The sequence below is a fragment of the Campylobacter massiliensis genome, from assembly GCF_014253065.1.
GTDB classification, from domain to species: Bacteria; Campylobacterota; Campylobacteria; order Campylobacterales; family Campylobacteraceae; genus Campylobacter_A; species Campylobacter_A massiliensis.
The window spans coordinates 1,031,504-1,051,137 of record NZ_JACLZK010000001.1 but is presented as its reverse complement, the minus strand read 5'-3'; the positions used below and the strand labels follow the sequence as shown (position 1 = coordinate 1,051,137).

Annotated in this window: 21 protein-coding genes and 1 pseudogene; 11 read left to right on the top strand and 11 right to left on the bottom strand. The window is 47.1% G+C overall.

The features are described from left to right. The first annotated feature begins 39 nt into the window (after positions 1-39). Together H7R39_RS04975 and H7R39_RS04970 are read left to right on the top strand one after the other, a co-directional pair. Positions 40-585, top strand: a complete 546-nt coding sequence (locus tag H7R39_RS04975; protein ID WP_185898214.1) for a DUF1523 family protein — start codon at positions 40-42, stop codon at positions 583-585. Between the two features lie 96 nt (positions 586-681). After that, positions 682-819, top strand: coding sequence for a hypothetical protein (locus H7R39_RS04970; protein ID WP_185898213.1), 138 nt, complete (start codon positions 682-684; stop codon positions 817-819). Between the two features lie 65 nt (positions 820-884). Here the strand turns inward: H7R39_RS04970 and H7R39_RS04965 are convergent, their stop codons facing one another. The 3 genes and pseudogenes from H7R39_RS04965 to H7R39_RS04955 form a co-directional block, all read right to left on the bottom strand. Next, positions 885-3,320, bottom strand: a complete 2,436-nt coding sequence (locus H7R39_RS04965; protein ID WP_185898212.1) for an EAL domain-containing protein — start codon at positions 3,318-3,320, stop codon at positions 885-887. Then, on the bottom strand, positions 3,317-4,201 hold the full coding sequence (locus tag H7R39_RS04960; protein WP_185898211.1) for a cytochrome-c peroxidase: 885 nt from the start codon (positions 4,199-4,201) through the stop codon (positions 3,317-3,319). The genes H7R39_RS04965 and H7R39_RS04960 overlap by 4 nt, the downstream gene beginning before the upstream one ends. A 43-nt stretch (positions 4,202-4,244) precedes the next feature. Beyond that, positions 4,245-4,970, bottom strand: a pseudogene (locus tag H7R39_RS04955) (class I SAM-dependent methyltransferase); the annotation flags it as partial. A gap of 45 nt (positions 4,971-5,015) precedes the next feature. Between H7R39_RS04955 and H7R39_RS04950 the strand changes: the two are divergent. Continuing rightward, complete coding sequence (locus H7R39_RS04950; RefSeq protein ID WP_185898209.1) at positions 5,016-5,411, top strand: acyl-CoA thioesterase; 396 nt, start codon at positions 5,016-5,018, stop codon at positions 5,409-5,411. Positions 5,412-5,561: 150 nt separating this feature from the next. On the opposite strand, the gene H7R39_RS04945 is transcribed toward H7R39_RS04950, so the two are convergent. Continuing rightward, the gene (locus tag H7R39_RS04945; RefSeq protein WP_185898208.1) at positions 5,562-5,936 is read right to left on the bottom strand and encodes a Fur family transcriptional regulator; all 375 of its coding nucleotides are present in this window, start codon (positions 5,934-5,936) and stop codon (positions 5,562-5,564) included. Positions 5,937-6,048: 112 nt separating this feature from the next. Here H7R39_RS04945 and H7R39_RS04940 point away from each other — a divergent pair, with 112 nt between their 5' ends. From H7R39_RS04940 to H7R39_RS04925, 4 genes are all read left to right on the top strand, one after another. Beyond that, complete coding sequence (locus H7R39_RS04940; protein WP_185898207.1) at positions 6,049-6,975, top strand: metal ABC transporter solute-binding protein, Zn/Mn family; 927 nt, start codon at positions 6,049-6,051, stop codon at positions 6,973-6,975. Next, positions 6,976-8,541, top strand: coding sequence for a nickel/cobalt transporter (locus H7R39_RS04935; RefSeq protein ID WP_185898206.1), 1,566 nt, complete (start codon positions 6,976-6,978; stop codon positions 8,539-8,541). Continuing rightward, complete coding sequence (locus tag H7R39_RS04930; RefSeq protein ID WP_185898205.1) at positions 8,538-9,293, top strand: metal ABC transporter ATP-binding protein; 756 nt, start codon at positions 8,538-8,540, stop codon at positions 9,291-9,293. The genes H7R39_RS04935 and H7R39_RS04930 overlap by 4 nt, the downstream gene beginning before the upstream one ends. A gap of 445 nt (positions 9,294-9,738) precedes the next feature. Next, positions 9,739-10,536, top strand: a complete 798-nt coding sequence (locus tag H7R39_RS04925) for a metal ABC transporter permease (RefSeq protein ID WP_185898204.1) — start codon at positions 9,739-9,741, stop codon at positions 10,534-10,536. 501 nt (positions 10,537-11,037) lie between these two features. On the opposite strand, the gene H7R39_RS04920 is transcribed toward H7R39_RS04925, so the two are convergent. From H7R39_RS04920 to H7R39_RS04905, 4 genes are all read right to left on the bottom strand, one after another. Beyond that, positions 11,038-11,571 carry a hypothetical protein gene (locus tag H7R39_RS04920; RefSeq protein WP_185898203.1) on the bottom strand — a complete coding sequence of 178 codons (534 nt, stop codon included), beginning with the start codon at positions 11,569-11,571 and terminating at the stop codon, positions 11,038-11,040. 191 nt (positions 11,572-11,762) lie between these two features. After that, a complete protein-coding gene (locus H7R39_RS04915; protein WP_185898202.1) occupies positions 11,763-12,656 on the bottom strand; it encodes a DMT family transporter in 894 nt (297 codons plus the stop codon). 228 nt (positions 12,657-12,884) lie between these two features. Then, positions 12,885-13,772 (bottom strand): DMT family transporter, encoded by an 888-nt coding sequence (locus H7R39_RS04910; protein ID WP_185898201.1) that lies wholly within the window; start codon positions 13,770-13,772, stop codon positions 12,885-12,887. Positions 13,773-13,789: 17 nt separating this feature from the next. Further along, a complete protein-coding gene (locus H7R39_RS04905) occupies positions 13,790-14,539 on the bottom strand; it encodes a DUF4197 domain-containing protein (protein ID WP_185898200.1) in 750 nt (249 codons plus the stop codon). Positions 14,540-14,838: 299 nt separating this feature from the next. On the opposite strand from H7R39_RS04905, the gene H7R39_RS04900 reads away from it, so the two are divergent. Beyond that, positions 14,839-15,399: a manganese efflux pump MntP gene (locus H7R39_RS04900; protein ID WP_185898199.1), complete on the top strand. Its 561-nt coding sequence runs from the start codon at positions 14,839-14,841 to the stop codon at positions 15,397-15,399. A gap of 135 nt (positions 15,400-15,534) precedes the next feature. Here H7R39_RS04900 and H7R39_RS04895 read toward each other — a convergent pair whose 3' ends face one another. Then, on the bottom strand, positions 15,535-15,846 hold the full coding sequence (locus H7R39_RS04895) for a YnfA family protein (protein WP_221892069.1): 312 nt from the start codon (positions 15,844-15,846) through the stop codon (positions 15,535-15,537). A gap of 8 nt (positions 15,847-15,854) precedes the next feature. Continuing rightward, the gene (locus H7R39_RS04890; protein ID WP_185898197.1) at positions 15,855-16,625 is read right to left on the bottom strand and encodes an exodeoxyribonuclease III; all 771 of its coding nucleotides are present in this window, start codon (positions 16,623-16,625) and stop codon (positions 15,855-15,857) included. A 94-nt stretch (positions 16,626-16,719) separates the two neighbouring features. Here H7R39_RS04890 and H7R39_RS04885 point away from each other — a divergent pair, with 94 nt between their 5' ends. From H7R39_RS04885 to H7R39_RS04875, 3 genes are read left to right on the top strand one after another with little or no spacing between them, the layout of a single operon-like run. Beyond that, a complete protein-coding gene (locus H7R39_RS04885; RefSeq protein WP_185898196.1) occupies positions 16,720-17,337 on the top strand; it encodes a hypothetical protein in 618 nt (205 codons plus the stop codon). A gap of 10 nt (positions 17,338-17,347) precedes the next feature. After that, a complete protein-coding gene (locus tag H7R39_RS04880) occupies positions 17,348-17,602 on the top strand; it encodes a MarR family transcriptional regulator (RefSeq protein ID WP_185898195.1) in 255 nt (84 codons plus the stop codon). Then, complete coding sequence (locus tag H7R39_RS04875) at positions 17,599-18,000, top strand: tetratricopeptide repeat protein (RefSeq protein ID WP_185898194.1); 402 nt, start codon at positions 17,599-17,601, stop codon at positions 17,998-18,000. Before H7R39_RS04880 ends, H7R39_RS04875 begins: the two co-directional genes overlap by 4 nt. A 565-nt stretch (positions 18,001-18,565) precedes the next feature. Here the strand turns inward: H7R39_RS04875 and prfA are convergent. After that, a complete protein-coding gene (prfA, locus tag H7R39_RS04870) occupies positions 18,566-19,633 on the bottom strand; it encodes a peptide chain release factor 1 (RefSeq protein WP_185898193.1) in 1,068 nt (355 codons plus the stop codon). Position 19,634 lies beyond the last annotated feature (1 nt).

Genomic DNA, 19,634 nt, shown 5'->3' with positions numbered 1-19,634 from the left:
TAAACTTCTATCTTGTACAATTCGCCCCAAAGGACGAAAATGCAAAAATTTAAAAAATATATCCGAAATTTTATCTTTGGCTTCTTGTTTGCCCTGCACGTTACGGTGTTTGCGGCGATAAACTACGCTTTTCCGCACTACGACGAGGCGATCATCACGGGAGGCGAGGTCAAACGTATGGACAAAGACGGCTTTATCGACGCGCAAAATCCCGCCGACGGCCCGACGCGCGACGTGTATTTTATCTACACGCGCGAGATTAACGGCACGAAAGTGATGCCGTATCGAAATGAGGACACGGGCTGGGGCTTGCCGCTTTATTTTAAATTTAACTCCGCCGACGTCCAAGCCGCCGCCCAGAGTCTAGTGGGCGAAGGCAGGGCGCAGATCAAATACTACGGCTGGCGCATCGCGGTGCTAGATATGTTTAGAAACGCCGTTTCGGTAAAAAAGCTAAAAGAGGGCGAAACGCGCGCAAATCCTATTTTTAGCTACATATTTTACGCTTTGACGGCGGTTTCGTTTGCGGTTTGCGCCGTTTTTGTTAGAAGGAAATTTAAAGACGAGCCAAGCTCAAATTTATAATCCAAGCCAAATTTGAGCGGCTTTTCGTCGCCTCGCTCAAATTTGACTAGGCGAGGGCGGCAAATTTGACGTAAAACTTGAGGCCAAAGGATATGCGTGAGCGAGCTATACATCTTTATTTCCGAGCTTTGCTCTCTGATAAACGAAAATTTAAAAAAGAATTTTTATTTTCAGGCGGGATTGTTTTTAGCTATAGTTTTGCTCGGATTTTTGGCGGTTTGGATGCAGGATTAGTCAAATTTGAACGGACAAATTTGACTAGGACGAGCTAAATTTAACGGCGCAAAGCCCAACCCGCTTTACTCCTCGATATTGCTCGGCGAGGTCGGTTTGCCTAGCAAAAATCCTTGTGCGTATTTTATGCCGAATTTTTTTATTTCGGCGAGGATTTCCTCTGAGCTTACAAACTCTGCCACGACGTTGTAGCCTTGTCTTCCGGCAAAGTCGATGATAGTTTGCAGCAGATACCTGGCGTTTTTGTCGTACGGTAGCTTTTTGATGATCGAGCCATCGATCTTGATCGTGTCGATATCAAGCTCCAAGATGCGGTAGTAGTTTGAGTAACCGCTACCGAAATCATCGATCGAAATTTTGCAGTCGTAGGCGCGGATCCTGTTGATGAAATCATTTACGATCTTATAATCATCCACGCCCTCGCTCTCTAATATTTCAAAATACACGTGCTCGGGCTTTGAGCAGACGCGTAGCTTTTTCTCGATGAGCTCTCTTATGCTCTCGTTTGCGATGTCGCTGCTGGAAAGATTCATAGAAAAGCTCGTGTTTGTAAACTTCTCCACGAGCCTAAATACGTGCTCGACGACTTTTTTAGTTATCTCGTTATAAAGAGAAATTTTCTTTGCTATATCCAAAAACTCGCCCGGATAGCGAATCTTGCCGTTTTCGTCGATGAGACGCACGAGAACTTCGTAGTATTTGACCCCGGCCTCTTCGCCCGATACGTCGTAAATAGGCTGGCACTCGACGATAACCGTATCGTTATATATGGCGTTTTCGATGGTGCGCGACATGATTTGGTTGTGGTAGTACTGCTGCTCTATGTGGCTATTTTCGGTGTAAAACTGTACTATTTCGCCTTTTTGCTTAGCTTCGTGGTGAGCTAGCATGGCTTGGGTTAGGCGGTTTGTTTGCGGGGTGTCTTGAGGTAAGCTAACACCGATGGTTATTTTGATATTAGGGATAAACTCTCTTGTTCCCTCGACCGTGATATAGAGGCTATTTGCCTTAAAATAATCCATAAATTTACGTACGGCCCACTCCGTATCGTCGCCGCCGTACCAGATGCAAAACTCGTCAAACTGCACCCTGTAAATGTCCGCGTCCATCTTATAGGTATCGATGCAAAGCTGAAGCGTCTCGGCAAATGACGCGATGATGGCATCCACGGTCTTAGTCTTGTAAAAAAATCTAAAATCCATAAAGTTGTTGATATTTATATAGATCAACATACCGCCGGCACCCAGCTCCGTTCTTTGCGTCAGAGCAAAATAACTACCCATCCCCGTCAGCTTGTCTTTTAGCGCTTCGTTTTGCAGCTCTTTATTTTTATTTTCGAGCTCTTTGGTCATCGCGAGCTCTTTGGTTTTGTCGTATTTGATCGACATATAGCCGTCTTTGTCGCCGCTTTCGTTAAAAAGCGGAGAGAAAATAACCTGCTCATGGATGAGCGCGCCGCTTTTTGTTTTGCTCACTAGCTCATCGGCTCGCCAAATTTGATTAGATTCTATCGTTTTTAGCATATCTTGATAAAATTCATGCGGATGATAGTGGGATTTGATGATATTTATATTTTTGCCTTTGAGCTCTTCAAATTTGTATCCGAAATTTCGCTCAAAAATCTTATTTACGTATTTTACTTTTCTATCCAGGTCTGTAAAGGTTATTGCGTTAAAGCTATTATCGACGGCTTGCTCGAAGCGAGTTAGAAGCCTGATGTGCTTCTTTGCCCTAACATAGGAGATATAGACAAATAGCGACGCAAGCGCAAATAGTATGAACACCAGCACCATCGTACCGCGCAAATTTGACGTGACTTTTTGTATATAGCGCTCGTTGCTTTCTTTTAGACCAGATAGTTTTTTGTAAATTCCGAGCGATATTATCTCGTGATAAAGCTCCTGCGCCTGCTCGTAGTAGCCAAGCAATCTTTGCGTACCCGCTAAAAATCCGGCGTCATTTTTAGTTAGTTTTGGATCTTCTAAATATTCGTTTAAAAGCTTTCTAGGCGCTTTTAAATCGGCATTTAAGTCGTATCTAAATATCAAAATTTGAGGCATCAACTCTTTAAAATAAAATCCGTCCAAAGCCTCAAATTTTAAAATCATCTCGCTATAAACGAGCTTTGCCATTGCGGTTACGGAGTTAAATTTATCCGTTAGCTCGACTCTTTTTTTGACCGCCTCTTCTAGCTCGGTAAATATTTTTTTGTTTAACGCGAGTTTTTCAAAGGAGATTAGATTGCTCGAATCAAGCTTTTTTAGACCCTTTTTAAACTCCGCCGTATAGCGCATAATCGCGTCGTAGTCGGCCTCCAAAAAACTTTTTTCGAGTAGGAAATTCGCCTCGTCGTTAGCGTCCATTACGCTTTCTATCGTGCCTTTCCACTCATAGGCGGTTACTAGGTCTTTGGTGGCCTTATAGGTCATCACGGTACCGAAAAATACGATACAAACGATAGTAAAAAATAAAATTTTATGAAAGATTATCTTGTGTCTCATTTTAAAATTTCCGGTTTTTCGCCGCTTAAAGTCAGCAAAAATTTATAAAGCGCGTGCGTCTGCTCATCGCTTAGATCGTAGTTTAAAAGCATTTTACCGACGGCTTTAATCGTGTCTTTTAGGTCCATTACCTCGCCGCTATAAAAGTACGGCGCGGTTTTTTCGATGTTGCGCAGGCTAGGCACTTTGTAGCGGCCGGTTTTGTTGCCGTCTGCGTGAAATCTTAGCTCGTAGTAGAGGTTTGCGCCCATATTCGCGCCGCTGTGGCAGTTTATGCAACCGATTGTTTTAAACAACTCAAATCCATGCTTTTCCTCATCGTCGAAAACGCTCTCGTCGCCGCTAATAAATTTGTCGAATTTGGCGTTTGGCGTGACGAGGGCTTTTTCAAAATTTACCAGCGTGTCGACGATATTTTCAAAGCTCACTCCGTTTTTGTAAAGCTCTTCAAATTTTTTCCTGTAAATGGAGTTTTGATTTACCTTCTGGATTAAAAATTTCGGCTCGCTGGCAAGCTCATTTTTACTCGTTAGGCTCCGTCTGACCTGCTCGGCTAGATCCTTAACCTCGCCGTTTTTAAAAAATATAAAATTTAACGCCGAGTTTAGCGCGGTAGGCGGACTGATCTGCTCGTCGGCGGAGATTTTTACGTTCTTTTTACTCGTACCGCTTAAGTCCCAGTAAAGGTTGTGGCATTTCTCGCAAGATAGCGTTCCACTCGGGCTTAGCGAGGCGTCGAAAAACAGCTCCTTGCCTAGTCTGGCTTTTTGTTCGTCAAATTTAGGCTGGGCGACCGGAGATAAAACGTGCGAAGCGGCGAAAGCTTGAACGCAAAAGAAGCATAAAACGCACGAAAATATCTGCAAAAACGCTCGCGGCAACTAAAATCCTTTTTAAATTTTAAATAAATATCGCGATTATATCTTAAAAAACTAAAAGCTTCATTGAAGAGACAATTTTTTCCGTCACGAAGCCGTCCTGCGCGATGCTCTGTAGCCGCGATCTGACCGCGTTTTCCTCGTGCGCGAAATTTGCTATCTCTAAATGCCAAAGCGCGTTTTGCGTCATCTCTTCAAGCGTGCGTTTTTGCTCGCGAGATTCTTCTAGCACGCAGGAGTTAAAGGCGATATTTTCGCGGCGCAAGTACTCTTCGAAAAAATTTGCCTTTTCTTTAAAGCATCGCTTCTCGGATCCTTCGTAAAAAAGCTCCAAAACGCTTGAATTTCGCGGTTTATTCCACCAAAGATAGACCCTTTTTTCGCCCAAATTTATAAATTTACTAAAATCCTCCTCGTCCGCGATCGCGGGACTCATCGTGCTAAAAGCCACGTCGTAAACGCGGTTTGGATTAAAGTTTTTAAAATCGCTTTGCACGGCGGTTAAATTTGAAATATTAAATTTAGCAGCGTCTTCTAGCATGACTTTTATCATCTCGCCTGAAATATCCATGCCGGTTATCTCGCGACAAATTTGCGCCAAAAGCAGCGTATGTACGCCTGTGCCGCAGCCGATATCCACGACGCTTTTGCCGTCAAATTTGACGCCGAACTCCTCGATCTTATCGTATAGCCGTCTTTGAAAAACGCTAGGCTCTCCCGTAAATCTCGTATAGCTTGACGCCTTTTTGTCCCACATCTCTTTCATTTTGTTTGCCTTTAAATTTTTGCTACAATTTTAGCGTTTTTAGGAGCGAAAATGAAAATTTTTTACTACGAATTTACCGTGGGCGAGGACGCCATCGACGTGAATCATCACGCAAACAACGCTCACTACGTCATCTGGATGCAAGAAGCGGCCAACGCACACTCAAACGCCGTGGGCGACCTCATCGAGACAAATCTCGCGCAAAACCGCACGTGGATGGTGCGCAGGCACGAGATAGACTATCTGGGGCAGCTATTTTTGGGCGATAAGGTGCGCGTGAAAACCTGGACGCAGCCCGAAAAAAGAAGCTGCTCAAAGCGTTTTTACGAGTTTAGCAAGGATGGAGCGCCGGTTGCCAGCGCGGTGACGACTTATGTATTTTTCGACCTCGCGCGCGGTCGTCCGATCGCGATACCGCCGGAGATTGCAAAGCTTTACGAGGATTAGTTTTAAATTTGACGCAGCAACCGCTTTAAATTTAGCAGAGCGCGTTTTTATAAATTTGCGGTGAAATTTGCTCGCTAAGCCGTTTTTTAAATTTAATGTTGGTAAGCAAATTTGAGTTCGGAATTTATCGCCAAATTTAAAGCGCAAATTTTAAAAGCAGTCGTCGCAAACGCCCTTAACCACGACGCTTTTGACGTGATTTTGTTTTAGGCGCGGCATGTCGATATTAGTCATCTTATGGCAGACGTCGCAGACGAAATACGCCTTTGCACCGCTTTCAAGCTCGTAGAAATTTTTTCGGTTATTTTCGCTTTTTAGCACGATGCCCTTAGCTTCAAAAAGGTCCATACAGCGGTAAAACGTGGTTTTGTTTGCGCCTATTTGGGACAAAATCTCATCATAGCTAAGCGGCGCGGCGGCAGCGTGTAAAATGTGTAAAATCTCTAGTCTAAGCGGAGTGATTTTGATATCATTTTTCGTTAAAAGCTCCTCAAAACCAGCTTTTTCTTCCAAATTTTCGCCCATATTTTTCCTCCGCGTTAAGAATTTTAGGGTATTATACCTTGAGAAAAATTAATTTGCAACTAAGTTGCTTTTGATATAATTTCGCCCAAATTTTAACACGGAAAGGATAAAAATGAGAAAAATTTTCGCGTTTTTATGTTTGGGCTTAGTCGCGCTTTACGCCAAAGGGCAAGTTAGCGTCAGTATTTTGCCGCAGGAGTATTTCGTCAAGCAAATCGCGGGCGACGCGGTCGAGGTAAACGTGATGGTGGGCAAAGGAGCCGATCCGCACACGTACGAACCAAAGCCTAAACAAATGACCGCGCTTGAAAAAAGCGACCTTTATTTTGCTATCGGGATCGAGTTTGAGGAGGCTTGGTTGCCGAAATTTCAAAAATCCTATCCAAATCTCAAAATCGTAAAAACCGACGCGGGCGTGGAAAAGATCAAATTTGAAGGCCACCACGAACACGGCGAACACGATCATAACCATGATGCCAAACACGAACACGCAGCCCACGAGCATAAGCACGAACACGCAGGCCACGATCACCACGATCACGAGCATCACCACGGCGAATTTGACCCGCATATCTGGCTAGATCCCGTTTCCGTAAAAATCCAAGCTAAAAATATCGCCGACGCGCTAATTGAAAAATATCCCGAGAACAAGGCGCTTTTTGAGGCGAATTTGGCCAAATTTGAAGCTAAGCTCGACGAGCTTGACGGCTTTATCAAAAGCACTCTAGCAAACGTCAAAAACCGCGAATTTATCGTCTATCACCCGTCTTGGGGCTACTTTGCTAAGCGCTACGATCTAGAGCAAATCGCGATCGAAGTAGAGGGCAAGGAGCCAAAACCCACCCAGCTAAAAGAGCTCATCGAGGAGGCTAAAGAGCACGGCGTGAAGGTGATTTTCGTCGCTCCGCAGTTTTCTAAAAAAGCCGCGCAAACCGTCGCCAAAGAAAGCGGCGCTAGCGTCGTAGAGATCGATCAACTGCCGCTTGATTGGGACGCCGAGCTACGCAAAACGGCGCAAATTTTCGCAAAGAGCCTATAAATGAAATTTGGACGCATACTCGCCGTTTTAGCGCTTCTTGCGTCCTTTTTTAGCTTTGCGCATGCCTGTGCGCTCTGCGCGCTTTACACTCCGACCGCGCATGCCGACATTAAATTTAACCTGCAAGGCGAGACGATCAAAACGGTCGCCGTAACCTGGACATTTTCTGAAAATTTCACCGAACTCACGCTACAAAGCTACGACGAAAACGCCGACAAAGCGCTTAGCAAAAACGAAGCGTGGAAAGTGCAAAAATCCCTGCTCGACTACATCGTGCCGCGCGGCTACCTAACTAGCGTGGGCTACTACGACGGCGCGGGCGAGACCGTAAATTTGCACGCCAAAACGCTCTCGCAGCGGGTTTATCTGGATGAGGGTAGGCTAAATTTCGAGTATATTTTAGAGCTAAATTTGGCGGTCAAAGACGGCCGCGTCGTCACGGTCGAGGTTTTTGACCACGAGGGATTTTTTAACTTTAAAATAAGCTCGCCCGAGCCCTACGCTCTCACCGATAAAATTTATCTCGTGCCAAACGTAAATTTGAGCGCGGCGTTTTTTGAAATGACCTCAAAAGCGCCTAAAATAGAGCCCGCAAAGCCCGAACTTAGCTCGCTCGTTAAGGCGCAAAATAAGCAAAATTTAGAGCAAATCGACGCTGAGGATAAAGCCAAATTTGACTCGGTTTCGGGCATGAGCCTAAATTTTTTGGAGCGCCTAAAAGAGCTCATCAAGATAAATAGCGCCGAACTAAACGCGCTAAATTTCGCCCTGCTAGCCGCGGTTAGCTTCTTTTACGGCTTTTTGCACGCAGCAGGTCCCGGGCATGCTAAGATGCTCACGGCTAGCTACTTCGTCGCAAACGGCGGCAGCTACTCGCGCGCGCTGGCTTTTGCGATGAAGGTCGGGTTCGCGCACGTGGCGGGAGCGTTTTTGCTCGTGCTTTTTAGCTATGTTTTTTTGAATGCATTTTTGACGAACAAGGTTAGCGACATGGCGGGCGCGATGACAAAAATCTCGGCCGTAACGATCGTTTGCGTGAGTCTTTATATGATCTACGCTAAGATTAAAAAGACGGCTCTAAAGCCTAAATTTAGCTTTGCCGCCGCGCCTGTTTCAGGCGAAAAGGGCGCAAACCGAGCGAGCAAAGTTTTTGGTTCAAATTTAGCCCCCTCGTCAAATTTGAGCGCAAATTCCGTCAAATTTAACCCCGTAGCTCACGAGAGCGAATGCGGCTGCGCGGCCTGTAGGGCTTCTACCGAGGCGCCAAAAACCGCTAGCGAGTGGCTCGTGGTGCTAGCAGGATCGCTCGTGCCGTGTCCAGGTACGCTGCTGGTTTTCGTGCTGGCATTTAGCCTAAACAGCTACGCGGCGGGGCTTGCTAGCGGCCTGTTTATGGGCCTTGGCATGGGCGCGGTGATATTTCTGGCGGCCGTTTGCGGCTTTAAGCTAAAGGGCGCGGTAAGATTTCGCGCGCTGCGGACTTGCTGCGAGTTTGCCGCGCTTTTTGTGATGCTGGGGCTTGGCGTTTTTATGTTTTATATTTCGGGTAAAGTGAGCGTTTTATGAGCGACATTTCGGTGCGAAATTTGAGCTTCGGTTACGATGAAAACCTCGTGTTTGAGGGCATAAATTTAGAATACGACTGCAAGGATTTTCTAGCTATCATAGGCCCAAACGGCGGCGGTAAAAGCACGCTTTTAAAGCTGATGCTAGGGCTAAACAAGCCAAGCGGCGGGACGATCGAGGTGTTCGGTCAGGAGCCTGCTAGCGTGAGCAAGGCCGTGGGCTACGTCCCGCAAAATATCCCGATAAATCAAAGCTTCCCGATGCGCGTGCTCGAGGTCGTTTTGATGGGGCGGATAGATAAAAAGCTGTTTGGATTTTACGGCAAGGACGACAAGATAGAGGCTGAGGCGGCGCTGGAGCGCGTCGGGATGGGCGAATTTACGAGGCGAAAGATCGGCGAGCTAAGCGGCGGACAACGCCAACGCGTCTATATCGCGCGTGCGCTTTGCGCAAAGGCAAAAATTTTGATGCTAGACGAACCCACCGCCAGTATCGACACGAAGGGTCAAGCGGGCATCTATAAGCTGCTAAAACAGATCAACGCTGAAGGAACGGGCGTCGTGCTCATCAGCCACGACGTAAATTTGACGCTAAATTTCGCCACCAAGGTCGCCTACGTCAATCATGATCTTTTCATGCACGAGATCGCGCAGGGCTCGAAGCAGGATTTTATCGAGCATTTGGCGAGAGATCATAGGCATTTTTGCGATGTGGAGGTGGCGCTAAAAGAGTGCGGATGCGGACGTCACTAAATTTAGCGGCGGCTTGTCTTTTGAGCATCTTTGAATGAGTTTGCAAAAATATCGCTGCGGCAACCTATTTGGTTAGCCTTGCTCATTTTTGCTTCACAACATTCAAATCCATCTCAAAATACTTCGCCTTAACTTTTTGCGTTCAAATTTGAGTTGCCGAAACCTGCACCCTGAAAATGCGAAATTTAAATTCGCGACGCTTTACGTCAGCAAAGCTATGTCGCCACCTTAAAAGCGTCGTAGGGGGAGGGGGATTAAAGGGTGGGGAGCGACTTCGCAATTCAAGCCCCCACCCCCTTTACAATAAAGTAAAAACAACCTTAGACGGTTGTTTTTTACGAAAAGAATCTAACCAAATTTGACTAACTCAAATTTAGCACCTTAAAGGTGCAGGTCTCGGCGAGCAACGCCAAAAAACGCCGAAAAAAAGTAAAAAAGGAAACAAATGCTAGAAGCTCTTAGCTTAAATTTTATGCAAAACGCCCTGCTGGCGGGCATCCTCGTTAGCATAGCTTGCGGCGTGATCGGCACGCTCACGGTCATAAACCGCATGGTTTTCATCGCGGGCGGCATCGCTCACGGCGCATACGGCGGGCTTGGCATCGCGTTTTATTTTTCGCTCGAGCCGCTGCTGGGCGCGAGTCTGTTTTCGCTATTTTTGGCGCTGCTCATCGCCACGATCACGCTCAAAGATAAAAGCAAGATGGACTCGGTTATCGGTGCACTGTGGGCGTTTGGTATGGCGTTTGGCATTATCCTCACCGACCTAGCGCCGGGCTACAACGTCGATCTCATGAGCTATCTTTTCGGCTCGATTTTGGCCGTGCCGCAGGGCGATCTTGTTTTCATGGCGATCGCAAACTGCGTCATCCTCGCGTCCATCGCGCTGTTTTACCGCCAGTTTGAGGCGCTTAGCTTTGACGCGGAGTTTGCTAGGCTGCGCGGCGTGCGCACGACGCTGCTATACTACGCGCTAACGTGCATGATGGCGCTAAGCGTCGTGATGACGATACGCGCGGTCGGGCTTATACTCGTTATCGCGCTGCTCACGATCCCGCCATATATCGCGGGCGCGATATCAAGCCGCCTGGGCACGATGATGCTAAATGCCGCGCTCATCTCGGCCGCGTTTTGCGTGAGCGGGCTGTGGCTGAGCTTTGAGGCGAATTTAACCAGCGGCGCGAGTATCATCCTCATCGCTTCGGTTTGTTTTTTTATATTTACAGCGGTAAAAAGGCGGTAAGGCGAGCGTTTTTGATTTTTGTTTAATTTGCGAGTTGCCTAAATTTAGCATCGATTTTTACTTCGCTGCGTTTGGATTTTGCGCTGAATTTGCCGCTTGAAGGCCGGGATTTGATTTAGATTTCCAAATTTTGCCGCACTTCGTTGGCGGCTCTGCCGAATTTAAGCTAAATTTGACAAATTTAGCCTCTTAAAATTTTACTTGCAAATTTGATCCCGAAACCACAAAAAGGCTTTTGTTTTGCGGCTTCCAGCATCAAATTTGCGCCCGGCCCGTAACGGCAAAAAGCACAATCACGAAAATACGCATCGCAGGCCAAGTTCAAATCTGCGCCAAAAGCAAATTTTAAATTTATCTGCGAGTAAAATCTTTGACACCAAGCTATGATTTGTTTAAAGCAAGCTTTGCGGCGGTAACGCTTTAAAATTTGATGCATGACCAACGCGATCAGCGTTTGCTAAGCGAACCAAAGAGCACAAATGCTTGTAAATTCGGCTAAATTTACGGATTGATTAGCTTTTGCTTTACGTAGTAGCCTAGGTGCTTTTGCATGAGACGGTCGTTTTTTGAAATCCGGTATAGAGAATTTATCAAATTTTTATACTCGTCGCTCTCCTCGTCCACCACGCAGTAAAAGAGAAATTTTTTATTTTCATAAAAACAAAGCTCGACTTTAAACGATACCCACGAATAGCCAGAGTCAAAATACCTAAAATACACGTCGCCGATATCGGCCGTATCGCCGCGTTTGGTTATAAAGCGCTTGTTAGTGACGTAAAGCTTTTTGGCCTTGGCGGTTTTTATGCTTTGGCGCGCAAAAAGGCAAAATAAAAATGCGCAGCCGGCCGTCATGGCGACCCAAAAGACGCCTACGTCAAAGCCCTTGTCGCCCGCGTATAAAAGCAGTATCAAAAGACAAAGCGCCATCCTAACCTCTTTGTAGATGGTATGCGCGAGTTCGAATTCGCACAAAATTTTCTCTTCGGCGTCAAGCTCCATCCGCTTTGGCGCCGCTAAATTTTCATCCTCGTTCATTTTTTCCCTTCCTTTGCGCGGTCAAATTTACGCCGAAATTTTTAAATTTAAACGTAAGTTTGGGCCGTGCGCGTCAAATTTTGCTTTCGATACGCCCGAATTTGAGCAAAATTCGGCACCTAAACTCGCCGTTAAAACCTTAAATTTAACCGCAAAATTCGGCCGCCCCGTATTTAAGCACACAAAAGCAGTTAGCTCAAATTTTCTCGCGATCTTTTATTTTTATAGTAGCTGCCGACTTCGCTAACGACGATGCCAAAGAGTATGAGCCCGGCTCCTGCTATCTGCACGCCGCTTAGTATCTCGCCGCCGACGAAATACCCCACTATCCCTGCGCTCACGGGCTCAAAGGTAAATATGAGCGAGGTTTTAACGGGCGTCGTGTAGCGCTGCGCCGCGGTTTGCACGAAAAACGCCAAAACCGTCGCAAACACCGACGTCACAGCAACCGCGACGAAAAACGCTTCGTCAAAAACGGGCACGACGCCGCGAGGCTCAAAAATCTGCGCCGCCACGAAACAAAGCACCGCCACGGCCGCAAACTGCGCGCTCACCATCCAGTACAGCTCGCACCTGCGCACCAAAACGCCCGTGAAAATAATATGCAGCGCAAAACCTAGCGCGCAAACGACGCTAAGTCCCTCGCCGACGCCAAAACCCAGCTCGCTACCCGTTAGCAAATAAAGCCCCGCCGCCGACAAAAACGCGCCGATAAAGGCGTAAACGACGACCTTTTGCCCGAAAAACGCAAGCGCGATAAAGGGCGTAAAAACCGCGTTTAGTCCCGTGATAAAGGCGACGGTGGAGCTTGGGGCGTATTTTAGAGCAAAGGTCTGAAGCGTAAAGGCCGCGAACAAAAGCGCGCCTAAAAATGCGCCGAATCTTAGCGAATTGGGATCGATCTTGCGCGTAAATTTGAGGCTTATGAGCGCCATCAAAACGGCCGCGATCAAAAATCGCCAAAACAAAAGCGTAAAAACGCCGTTGGTCTTTAGCGTCTGCGCCATCGGCAAAAACGTCACGCCCCAGACCACTGCGATCACGAACAGTGCGAGGTCGGCCTTAAATTCGGTTGATTTTTTCATCTGATTTCTTTAGCTAAATTTAAGGGGCAAATTTAACGCAATTTCTCTAAAATCGGGCTTTATCGCGTCAAATTTGAGAGTCGCCGCCCTCTTGCTAGCTGGCAAAAAGGGCGATAAATTTAAAATGGATAAAATCGCCGCGAGAGTAAATTTGGCAGCGATTTGATAAATTTGATTTTACGGAGGGCCGGCGCTTTGAGCGAAACGCCAAGCAAAATCCGCCGAAATTTAGGCTAAATTTTCCTTTTTAGCGCGCAGGTAGCTGCCTATCTCGCTGATCAAAACTCCGACCAAGATGAGCGCCGCGCCGCAAAGCCTGTATGCGCTGATGTCCTCCGCGCCGACGAAATAGCCCATCGCTCCTGCGGTTACGGGCTCGAGAGTGAAAAATATCGCCGTTTTAACCGGCGTGGTAAATTTTTGCATCAAGGCCTGCGCGAAAAACGCAAACGCCGTACCCAGCACGCCCACGACTACCATCGCTATGACGAACGCCCTGTCCACGACGGGAGCGATTTTAGCGTCCTCAAAAACCAAAATAGCCGCGAAACAAAGCGCGATTAGGGTCAAAATTTCAAAATAAACCATACTTACGAGGTCGCATTTTTGCACCAAGCGGTTGGTGAGAACGATGTGAAAAGAGTAAGCGCAGGCGCAAACCAGAGCCAAAATCTCGCCCAGGCCAAAGCCGACCTTCGTATCGCCTATCATATAAAGCCCCGCCACCGCAAACGCCACGCCCACATACGCATAGGAGTAAATTTTATGTCTAAAAAGCCCCGCCGCGATAAAAGGCACCAAAGCCACGTTTAGCCCGATGATAAAGGCTACGGACGAGGTGTCGGCATACTTAAACGCGAAAGTCTGGCTCACAAATCCCGCGAACAAAAACAAGCCCAATATCATGCCAGGTTTTATATCCAGCGCGCTTACGTTTTTTAGCTTTTTGTAAAAAATCGCCCCGGCTATGATCGCCGCAAGCAAAAATCTCCAAAATAAAACGCCGAAAACTCCGTTAGTCGCAAGCGCGAGCGAGGTAGGCAGATAGCCTAGACCAAAGACTATCGCAACAAATATCATGCCTACGTCGGCGCGAAATTCTAAACTATTTTTCACTATTCTCCCTTATGATTTTACTTAAAAATTCCCTGCAGGATCTTCGTGCCCTGCTCGACCGCGCCGCCTCGTAGCGAGCTTTCTTTCTCGCTCATCACGTTAAAGAGCCCGTCTAGCGTCTTGCGCGTGATGTAGTCGTTTAGATCCTCATCCTCTTGCGGGATGTATTCGCCGGCACCCATGCTAGTAGTGATGCCTTTTAGCTGTTTTGCGGCGTCTGATTTTGCCAGCGCGCTGCCCGCGACGAACGAATTTAGCCCGTTATATGCGGTTGCGAAGGTATTGTCGCTCATCATCTTGGTAATGATCGGCTTAAATACGGCTTGCAGCTTCTGACTCGAGTTTTGTTGCAAAAACTTCGTAAAGCTATCCTTGCCGCCTTCTAGCACCTTTTTCACGTCCGCGTCGCTCATGTTTTTTATCACGCCCGAAAATACGTCCGCAGCTCCCGGCACAGCTGCGCTCGCGGCGTTATTTATCGAGGTCACGAGCTCGTTCGCCCACTTTTCGCCGCCTACTTTTTTAGCCAAATTTGCCGCAGTTTCTAGGCTCTTTGGTAGCGGGATTTTAGCCGTAGCGTTGTTTAGAAATCCCCCGTTTGACAGCTCCTTAACGGCCGCGTTTAGAGCCGAACTAACCGCGCTTTTGTAGTCGCCCGAGTTTGCCGTGCCCAGTATCTGCGCGCCTTGGTTTAAAGTCTCTTGCCAGCCTGCGGCCTGAGCCGAAGCGGCGAGCAAAACCGCGCATAAGATCAAACTTTTCTTCATCGCTTTTTCCTTAAAGTAAAATTCGGCGGTTATGATATTAAATTTCAGCTTTTAAACGAGTAAATTTTAGCCTTTGGGTAGCGAATTTACCCGCATCTTTACGGCGCGGAGGGTTAAATTTGCAAATTTAAATCTCAAATTTGAGCTGTGATTTAAGGGCTAAATTTAAGCGCAAATTTATATGGTGCGCTCGTCCGTTTGGCTCCAAATTTCAGACGTCAAATTTAGCCGCAAATTTGAGCGAGATTAACCGCAAGAGGCAAATTTTGAGTTAAAATTAGCCTTTTTGAAAGGGCAAAATGGAGCTTTTACTTCTCTCTATCGCGCTTGCTATGGACGCGGCGGCGCTTAGCATCGCAAACGGCGCGAAATACCGCAATCTCGCGCTATCAAAGATTTTATTTATCTCGTTTATTTTTGGATTTTTTCAGGCTGCGATGCCGCTTGCGGGCTATTTTTTGGGTGCGGCGTTTGCGAGATTTATCGCGCAGATCGATCATTTCATCGCGTTTGCTATTTTGGGCTTTTTGGGCGTAAAAATGATCCGCGAGGCCTGTAGAAACGAGCCCGCGCAGGCCGTGAGCCTTGATACGAAGATGCTGCTCTCAGGCGGGTTTGCCACCAGCATCGACGCGCTAGCCGTTGGCGTGACGCTTAGCTTTACGGCTGCGGATATCTGGTTTAGCGCCGCCGTGATCGGGATAGTTTGCTTCGTGCTTAGCGTCGCTGCGTTTTACGTCGGTAAATTCGCAGGAGAGTTTTTGGAGCAAAAGGCGCTGATTTTAGGCGGTGCGATCCTCATCGCTCTTGGTTTTAAAATCCTAATCACGCACCTTTTAGATCACGGGTTTTTGAGTTAAATTTAATGATTTACGCTAAAATTTAGAAATCAAAATGCTGCTCTTAAGCCAAATTGTAAATAAAAATGCAGCGAATCAAATTTAACCCAAAATCTCGCTCGCAGCATAAAAACAAGCGTAAAATTTAGATCAAATTTAACCCCTGCCGCCGTAAAGCACCACGAAAGCGCCAAGCAGGCAAATCGCGCCGCCGATTAAGTCCCATTTGGTAAAGGCTTGCTTTTCTACAAAATGCAGCCAAAGCAGCGATGAGACGATATAAATGCCGCCGTAGACGGCATAGGCGCGTCCGGCGAAATCTAAATTTGCCCGCGTCAAAATATAAGCAAACGCCGCGAGCGACGTGGCGCCAAGCCCCAAAAACAGCGCGCTTTTGCCCAGCCTAAAATACGCCCAAAAGCTAAAGCAGCCCAAAATCTCAAAAAACGCTGCCGCGAAATAAAGCAAGATTTCTTTTAGCAAAGTCCGTTCAGATCGATCTCGATACCGACGGGGCAGTGATCAGAGCCCGTGATATCGCTTAGGATAAATGCGTCTTTTAGGCGGTCTTTGAGGCTTGCCGAAATGAAAAAATAATCGATCCTCCAGCCGACGTTTTTGGCGCGAGCGTTAAAGCGGTAGCTCCACCACGAATACGCGTCCGCCGCGTCGCCGCGCACGTGCCGAAAGGTGTCGATAAAACCGCGCGAGACGACCTCGTCCAGCCACGCGCGCTCGATAGGCAAAAAGCCCGAGGTTTTGGCGTTTGCTTTTGGGTTTTTGAGGTCGATTTCGCGGTGCGCGGTGTTTACGTCGCCGCAAAATATCACGTCTCTGCCCTGCTTTACGAGCTCCTCTATATACGCCAAAAATTTAGCGTAAAAGTTCATCTTGTAGGCTAGGCGCGTCTCGTCTTTTTGGCCGTTTGGAAAGTAGATGTTAAAAAGCGCGACGTTGCCGAATCTATGCTCCAAAACCCGTCCCTCGTCGTCGTCGAAAAACGCCGCCTTTTGCGCTCTGGAGGCAAATTTGGCCAGACTCATAACGCCCGAGTACCCCGCCCTTGCCGCTGAATTTACGCTGATCTCGTTAAATCCGAGCTTGTAAATCTCCGCAGGCACGTCGCTCTCGCGCACCTTGATCTCCTGAAGACCCAAAAAATCGGGCTTTTGTTCCTCTAGCCAAGCAAAGCCGTCTTTAGCGGCGACGGCTCGCAGTCCGTTTACGTTCCAGCTGATTAGTTTCAAATTTTATCCTTTGTTAAATTTGGCGTATTGTATCGCAAGAGCCGTAAAATAAGCTAAAATTTAGTAAAATTAGGATCATTTTAAGGAGCAAAAAATGAAAAAAATCATCGTTTTATCGCTTGCGCTTGCCGCGTTTTTGGGTGCCAAAGAGATAAAAAGCGCGAACATTTTCATCTCGGACGTAAAGTCGGTTACGGAGCTGGGGGCGTTTTTAAAGGCAAACAAGGACGAGATCGTGAAGCTAAAATTGAGCTACTGCGCCAATAAAAACAGCTTAGAAGCGCTCGCGAAAGAAGCGCCGAATCGCGAAGACGGGCAATACGGAAACTATATATCGGAAACCTACAAACTAGCAGGCGGCGCGCGCATCGAATACAGCGGCCAAAACTACGACTCTAACGACTTTGACGGCGGTACGAACGCAGGCGTAAAATCGGGCGACCTAACGATGATCTACAAGGCAAAGGACGGGCGCGAGAATTTTTTGCTTTTGCAAGCGCTTAGCTCGCAAGAGGGTGAAAAATACAAATGGGAGTACCTCTGGGACGAAACGGCTAAATGCGCGGGTGGCGAAGTGCGGCTGGAGGGGGCGTTTTATATAGACGAGGGCAAATTCCCCCAGAGCGCGGATATAGAAAAGTCCGGGGATTACGACATTTTCTCGCTCGATCCCGTCGCGAAAAAATACTTTAAACTGCTAGAATACAAGTAAATTTAGCGCGATGACGGAGCTAGAGAGGGAGATTTTCGGTCAAATTTTGGGCGAGAAAAAGATGGAGATCATCTTGTTTTTAGCCCAAAATGCGGACGAAAACGGCTTCATAACCGTTAAAATTTCAGATATCTGCGAGCGGACGGACGCCAGCAAGCCCACCGTCACGCAGACGATAAAACTGCTTGAGAGCCGCAAAATTTTCGAGCGAGTGAAAAACGGGATTTATAGATTTAAAAACTTAAAGGAACTAGAGAAAAAATGAGGAAAATTTGGATATTTGCCGCCGCGGTCGCACTCGCAAACGCCGCGATAGACGAGGCCGGGCTAAATGCCTGCATAAACAAAGGCGACGCTGCAAGCTGCGAAAAAACGCTCGCCGCGCTAGAAAAAAGCTGCTCGGGCGGCGACGCGCTGGCTTGCTACCTTTCCGCGGAGTTTTACGCCAAAGGGCTAACGGGCTACAAAGACGGCGCAAAGGCCCTTGCGATCTACAAAGACGCCTGCGCCGCAGGGAGCGCGGAGAGCTGCTACGAGGAGTCGGTGTTTTATCTAAAGGGCGACGTCGCTCCGCAGAGCTTTGAACCATCGGGCGAGCGACTCAAAAAGGCCTGCGAGCTTGGCTCCAAACGCGCGTGCAATATACTTGAACTAGCGAAGTGAGCTCTCTTGGCTGCATAAAGACGGATTTTGTATATGACGGATACGCCGATGCGATGTAAATTTTAGATTATTTCTAGTTATTAAATTTGGATAATTCGCTGTAAAAGCTTCATTCAAATTTTACAAAGCCGCTTGCAATAAATTAGACGCCTTGTCTATGGTTATAAATTTGAGAATTTTACGGGCTTTGCCATCTTTACAGAACTCGATTTCGAGCGCTAGATTTGGATTTGACGGACGGTTTTTGTTTTGCGTATTGACGGTGTAGCAGGCTGTAAATTTGATAAATTTTAGTCGAATAAATTTGAAAATTTTACGTGTTATCGGCGGCTAAAAATTTATCGGTTTATATACTTTAACTTGGTTTTTATTTGATATTTTTTAACGCTAAATTTTAAAAAGAAGATCCAAATTTGCTACTATTTTTCAGAGATTTTACATAAAACGCAAAGATAAGTTATTCTCAAATTTAACCTGCATGACGACTCCGTCTGCAGTAAAATTTGCATCCAAATTTAACAAAATATCGCGTTAAAAATGCCAAAATTTGAGCGAATTTTAAAATTTACAGATCTGCGTCCGAGATAGCTTCGGCTTGATAATGCGCAATCAGCGGCTCGATGATCTCGTCGAAAAGCCCTGCCGCCATTATCGCGTCGAGGCGGTAAAGCGTCAAATTTATGCGATGGTCGCTGATGCGGTTTTGTGGGAAATTGTATGTGCGGATACGTCCCGAGCGGTCGCCAGTGCCGACTTGGCTTTTGCGCTCGCTGGTTTCTTTGGCTAGGCGCTCTTCTTCTTGTATCTCGTAAAGGCGAGCTTTTAGCACCTTCATCGCGGCTTCTTTGTTTTTGTGCTGGCTTTTGCCGTCTTGATTCGTGACGACGATGCCTGTGGGGATGTGAGTGATTCGCACCGCCGAGTCGGTCGTATTTACCGACTGTCCACCGTGGCCCGAGCTGCGCATAACGTCGATGCGAAGGTCGCTTGGATTTATCTCGATCTCGCTATCTTCAACCTCGGGCATGATAGCGACGGTGACTGCAGAGGTGTGTACGCGACCCTGGCTTTCGGTCTCGGGTACGCGCTGTACGCGGTGGGTGCCGCCCTCAAATTTGAGCCTCGAGTACGCCCCCTTGCCCTTTATCAGCAAGATAATCTCTTTAAAGCCGCCCGTGTTGCCTTCGCTTTGGCTCACGATCTCGAATTTATACCCGCGAAGCTCGGCATATCTCGCATAAGCATTAAACAAATCGCCCGCAAAAAGCGCCGCTTCGTCTCCGCCCGTACCCGCACGGATCTCTAAAAATACGTTTTTATCGTCGTTGGGATCTTTTGGAAGGAGTAAAATTTTGATCTCTTCTTCGAGATTTTCTTTTTGAGATTCGAGATTTTTGAGTTCGTCTTTTGCTAGTTCGCCAAGCTCGGCGTCATCGAGTAGAGCTTTGTTCTCCTCGATGTCTGCGAGAGTTTGCAGATAGGACTTTGCAGCCGAGGCGATATCTTCTAAATTTGATTGCTCTTTCGAGAGCTTGGTCATATTTGTGATATCGTTTGTGATAGACGGATCGCTAAGCAGACGAGAAAGTTCGTCGTAGCGATCCAAAAAAGGCTGCAGTTTGTCGGCTAACATT

Excerpts from the sequence above, each read along its gene's own strand:
- H7R39_RS04945 (WP_185898208.1), bottom strand. The coding sequence starts at position 5,936 with ATGGGCGAAAATTTGGAAGAAAAAGCTGGTTTTGAGGAGCTTTTAACG.
- prfA (WP_185898193.1), bottom strand. The coding sequence starts at position 19,633 with ATGTTAGCCGACAAACTGCAGCCTTTTTTGGATCGCTACGACGAACTT.
- H7R39_RS04975 (WP_185898214.1), top strand. The coding sequence starts at position 40 with ATGCAAAAATTTAAAAAATATATCCGAAATTTTATCTTTGGCTTCTTG.
- H7R39_RS04885 (WP_185898196.1), top strand. The coding sequence starts at position 16,720 with ATGAAAAAAATCATCGTTTTATCGCTTGCGCTTGCCGCGTTTTTGGGT.
- H7R39_RS04930 (WP_185898205.1), top strand. The coding sequence starts at position 8,538 with ATGAGCGACATTTCGGTGCGAAATTTGAGCTTCGGTTACGATGAAAAC.
- H7R39_RS04905 (WP_185898200.1), bottom strand. The coding sequence starts at position 14,539 with ATGAAGAAAAGTTTGATCTTATGCGCGGTTTTGCTCGCCGCTTCGGCT.
- H7R39_RS04880 (WP_185898195.1), top strand. The coding sequence starts at position 17,348 with ATGACGGAGCTAGAGAGGGAGATTTTCGGTCAAATTTTGGGCGAGAAA.
- H7R39_RS04950 (WP_185898209.1), top strand. The coding sequence starts at position 5,016 with ATGAAAATTTTTTACTACGAATTTACCGTGGGCGAGGACGCCATCGAC.
- H7R39_RS04915 (WP_185898202.1), bottom strand. The coding sequence starts at position 12,656 with ATGAAAAAATCAACCGAATTTAAGGCCGACCTCGCACTGTTCGTGATC.
- H7R39_RS04875 (WP_185898194.1), top strand. The coding sequence starts at position 17,599 with ATGAGGAAAATTTGGATATTTGCCGCCGCGGTCGCACTCGCAAACGCC.
- H7R39_RS04920 (WP_185898203.1), bottom strand. The coding sequence starts at position 11,571 with ATGAACGAGGATGAAAATTTAGCGGCGCCAAAGCGGATGGAGCTTGAC.
- H7R39_RS04965 (WP_185898212.1), bottom strand. The coding sequence starts at position 3,320 with ATGAGACACAAGATAATCTTTCATAAAATTTTATTTTTTACTATCGTT.
- H7R39_RS04935 (WP_185898206.1), top strand. The coding sequence starts at position 6,976 with ATGAAATTTGGACGCATACTCGCCGTTTTAGCGCTTCTTGCGTCCTTT.
- H7R39_RS04940 (WP_185898207.1), top strand. The coding sequence starts at position 6,049 with ATGAGAAAAATTTTCGCGTTTTTATGTTTGGGCTTAGTCGCGCTTTAC.
- H7R39_RS04925 (WP_185898204.1), top strand. The coding sequence starts at position 9,739 with ATGCTAGAAGCTCTTAGCTTAAATTTTATGCAAAACGCCCTGCTGGCG.
- H7R39_RS04900 (WP_185898199.1), top strand. The coding sequence starts at position 14,839 with ATGGAGCTTTTACTTCTCTCTATCGCGCTTGCTATGGACGCGGCGGCG.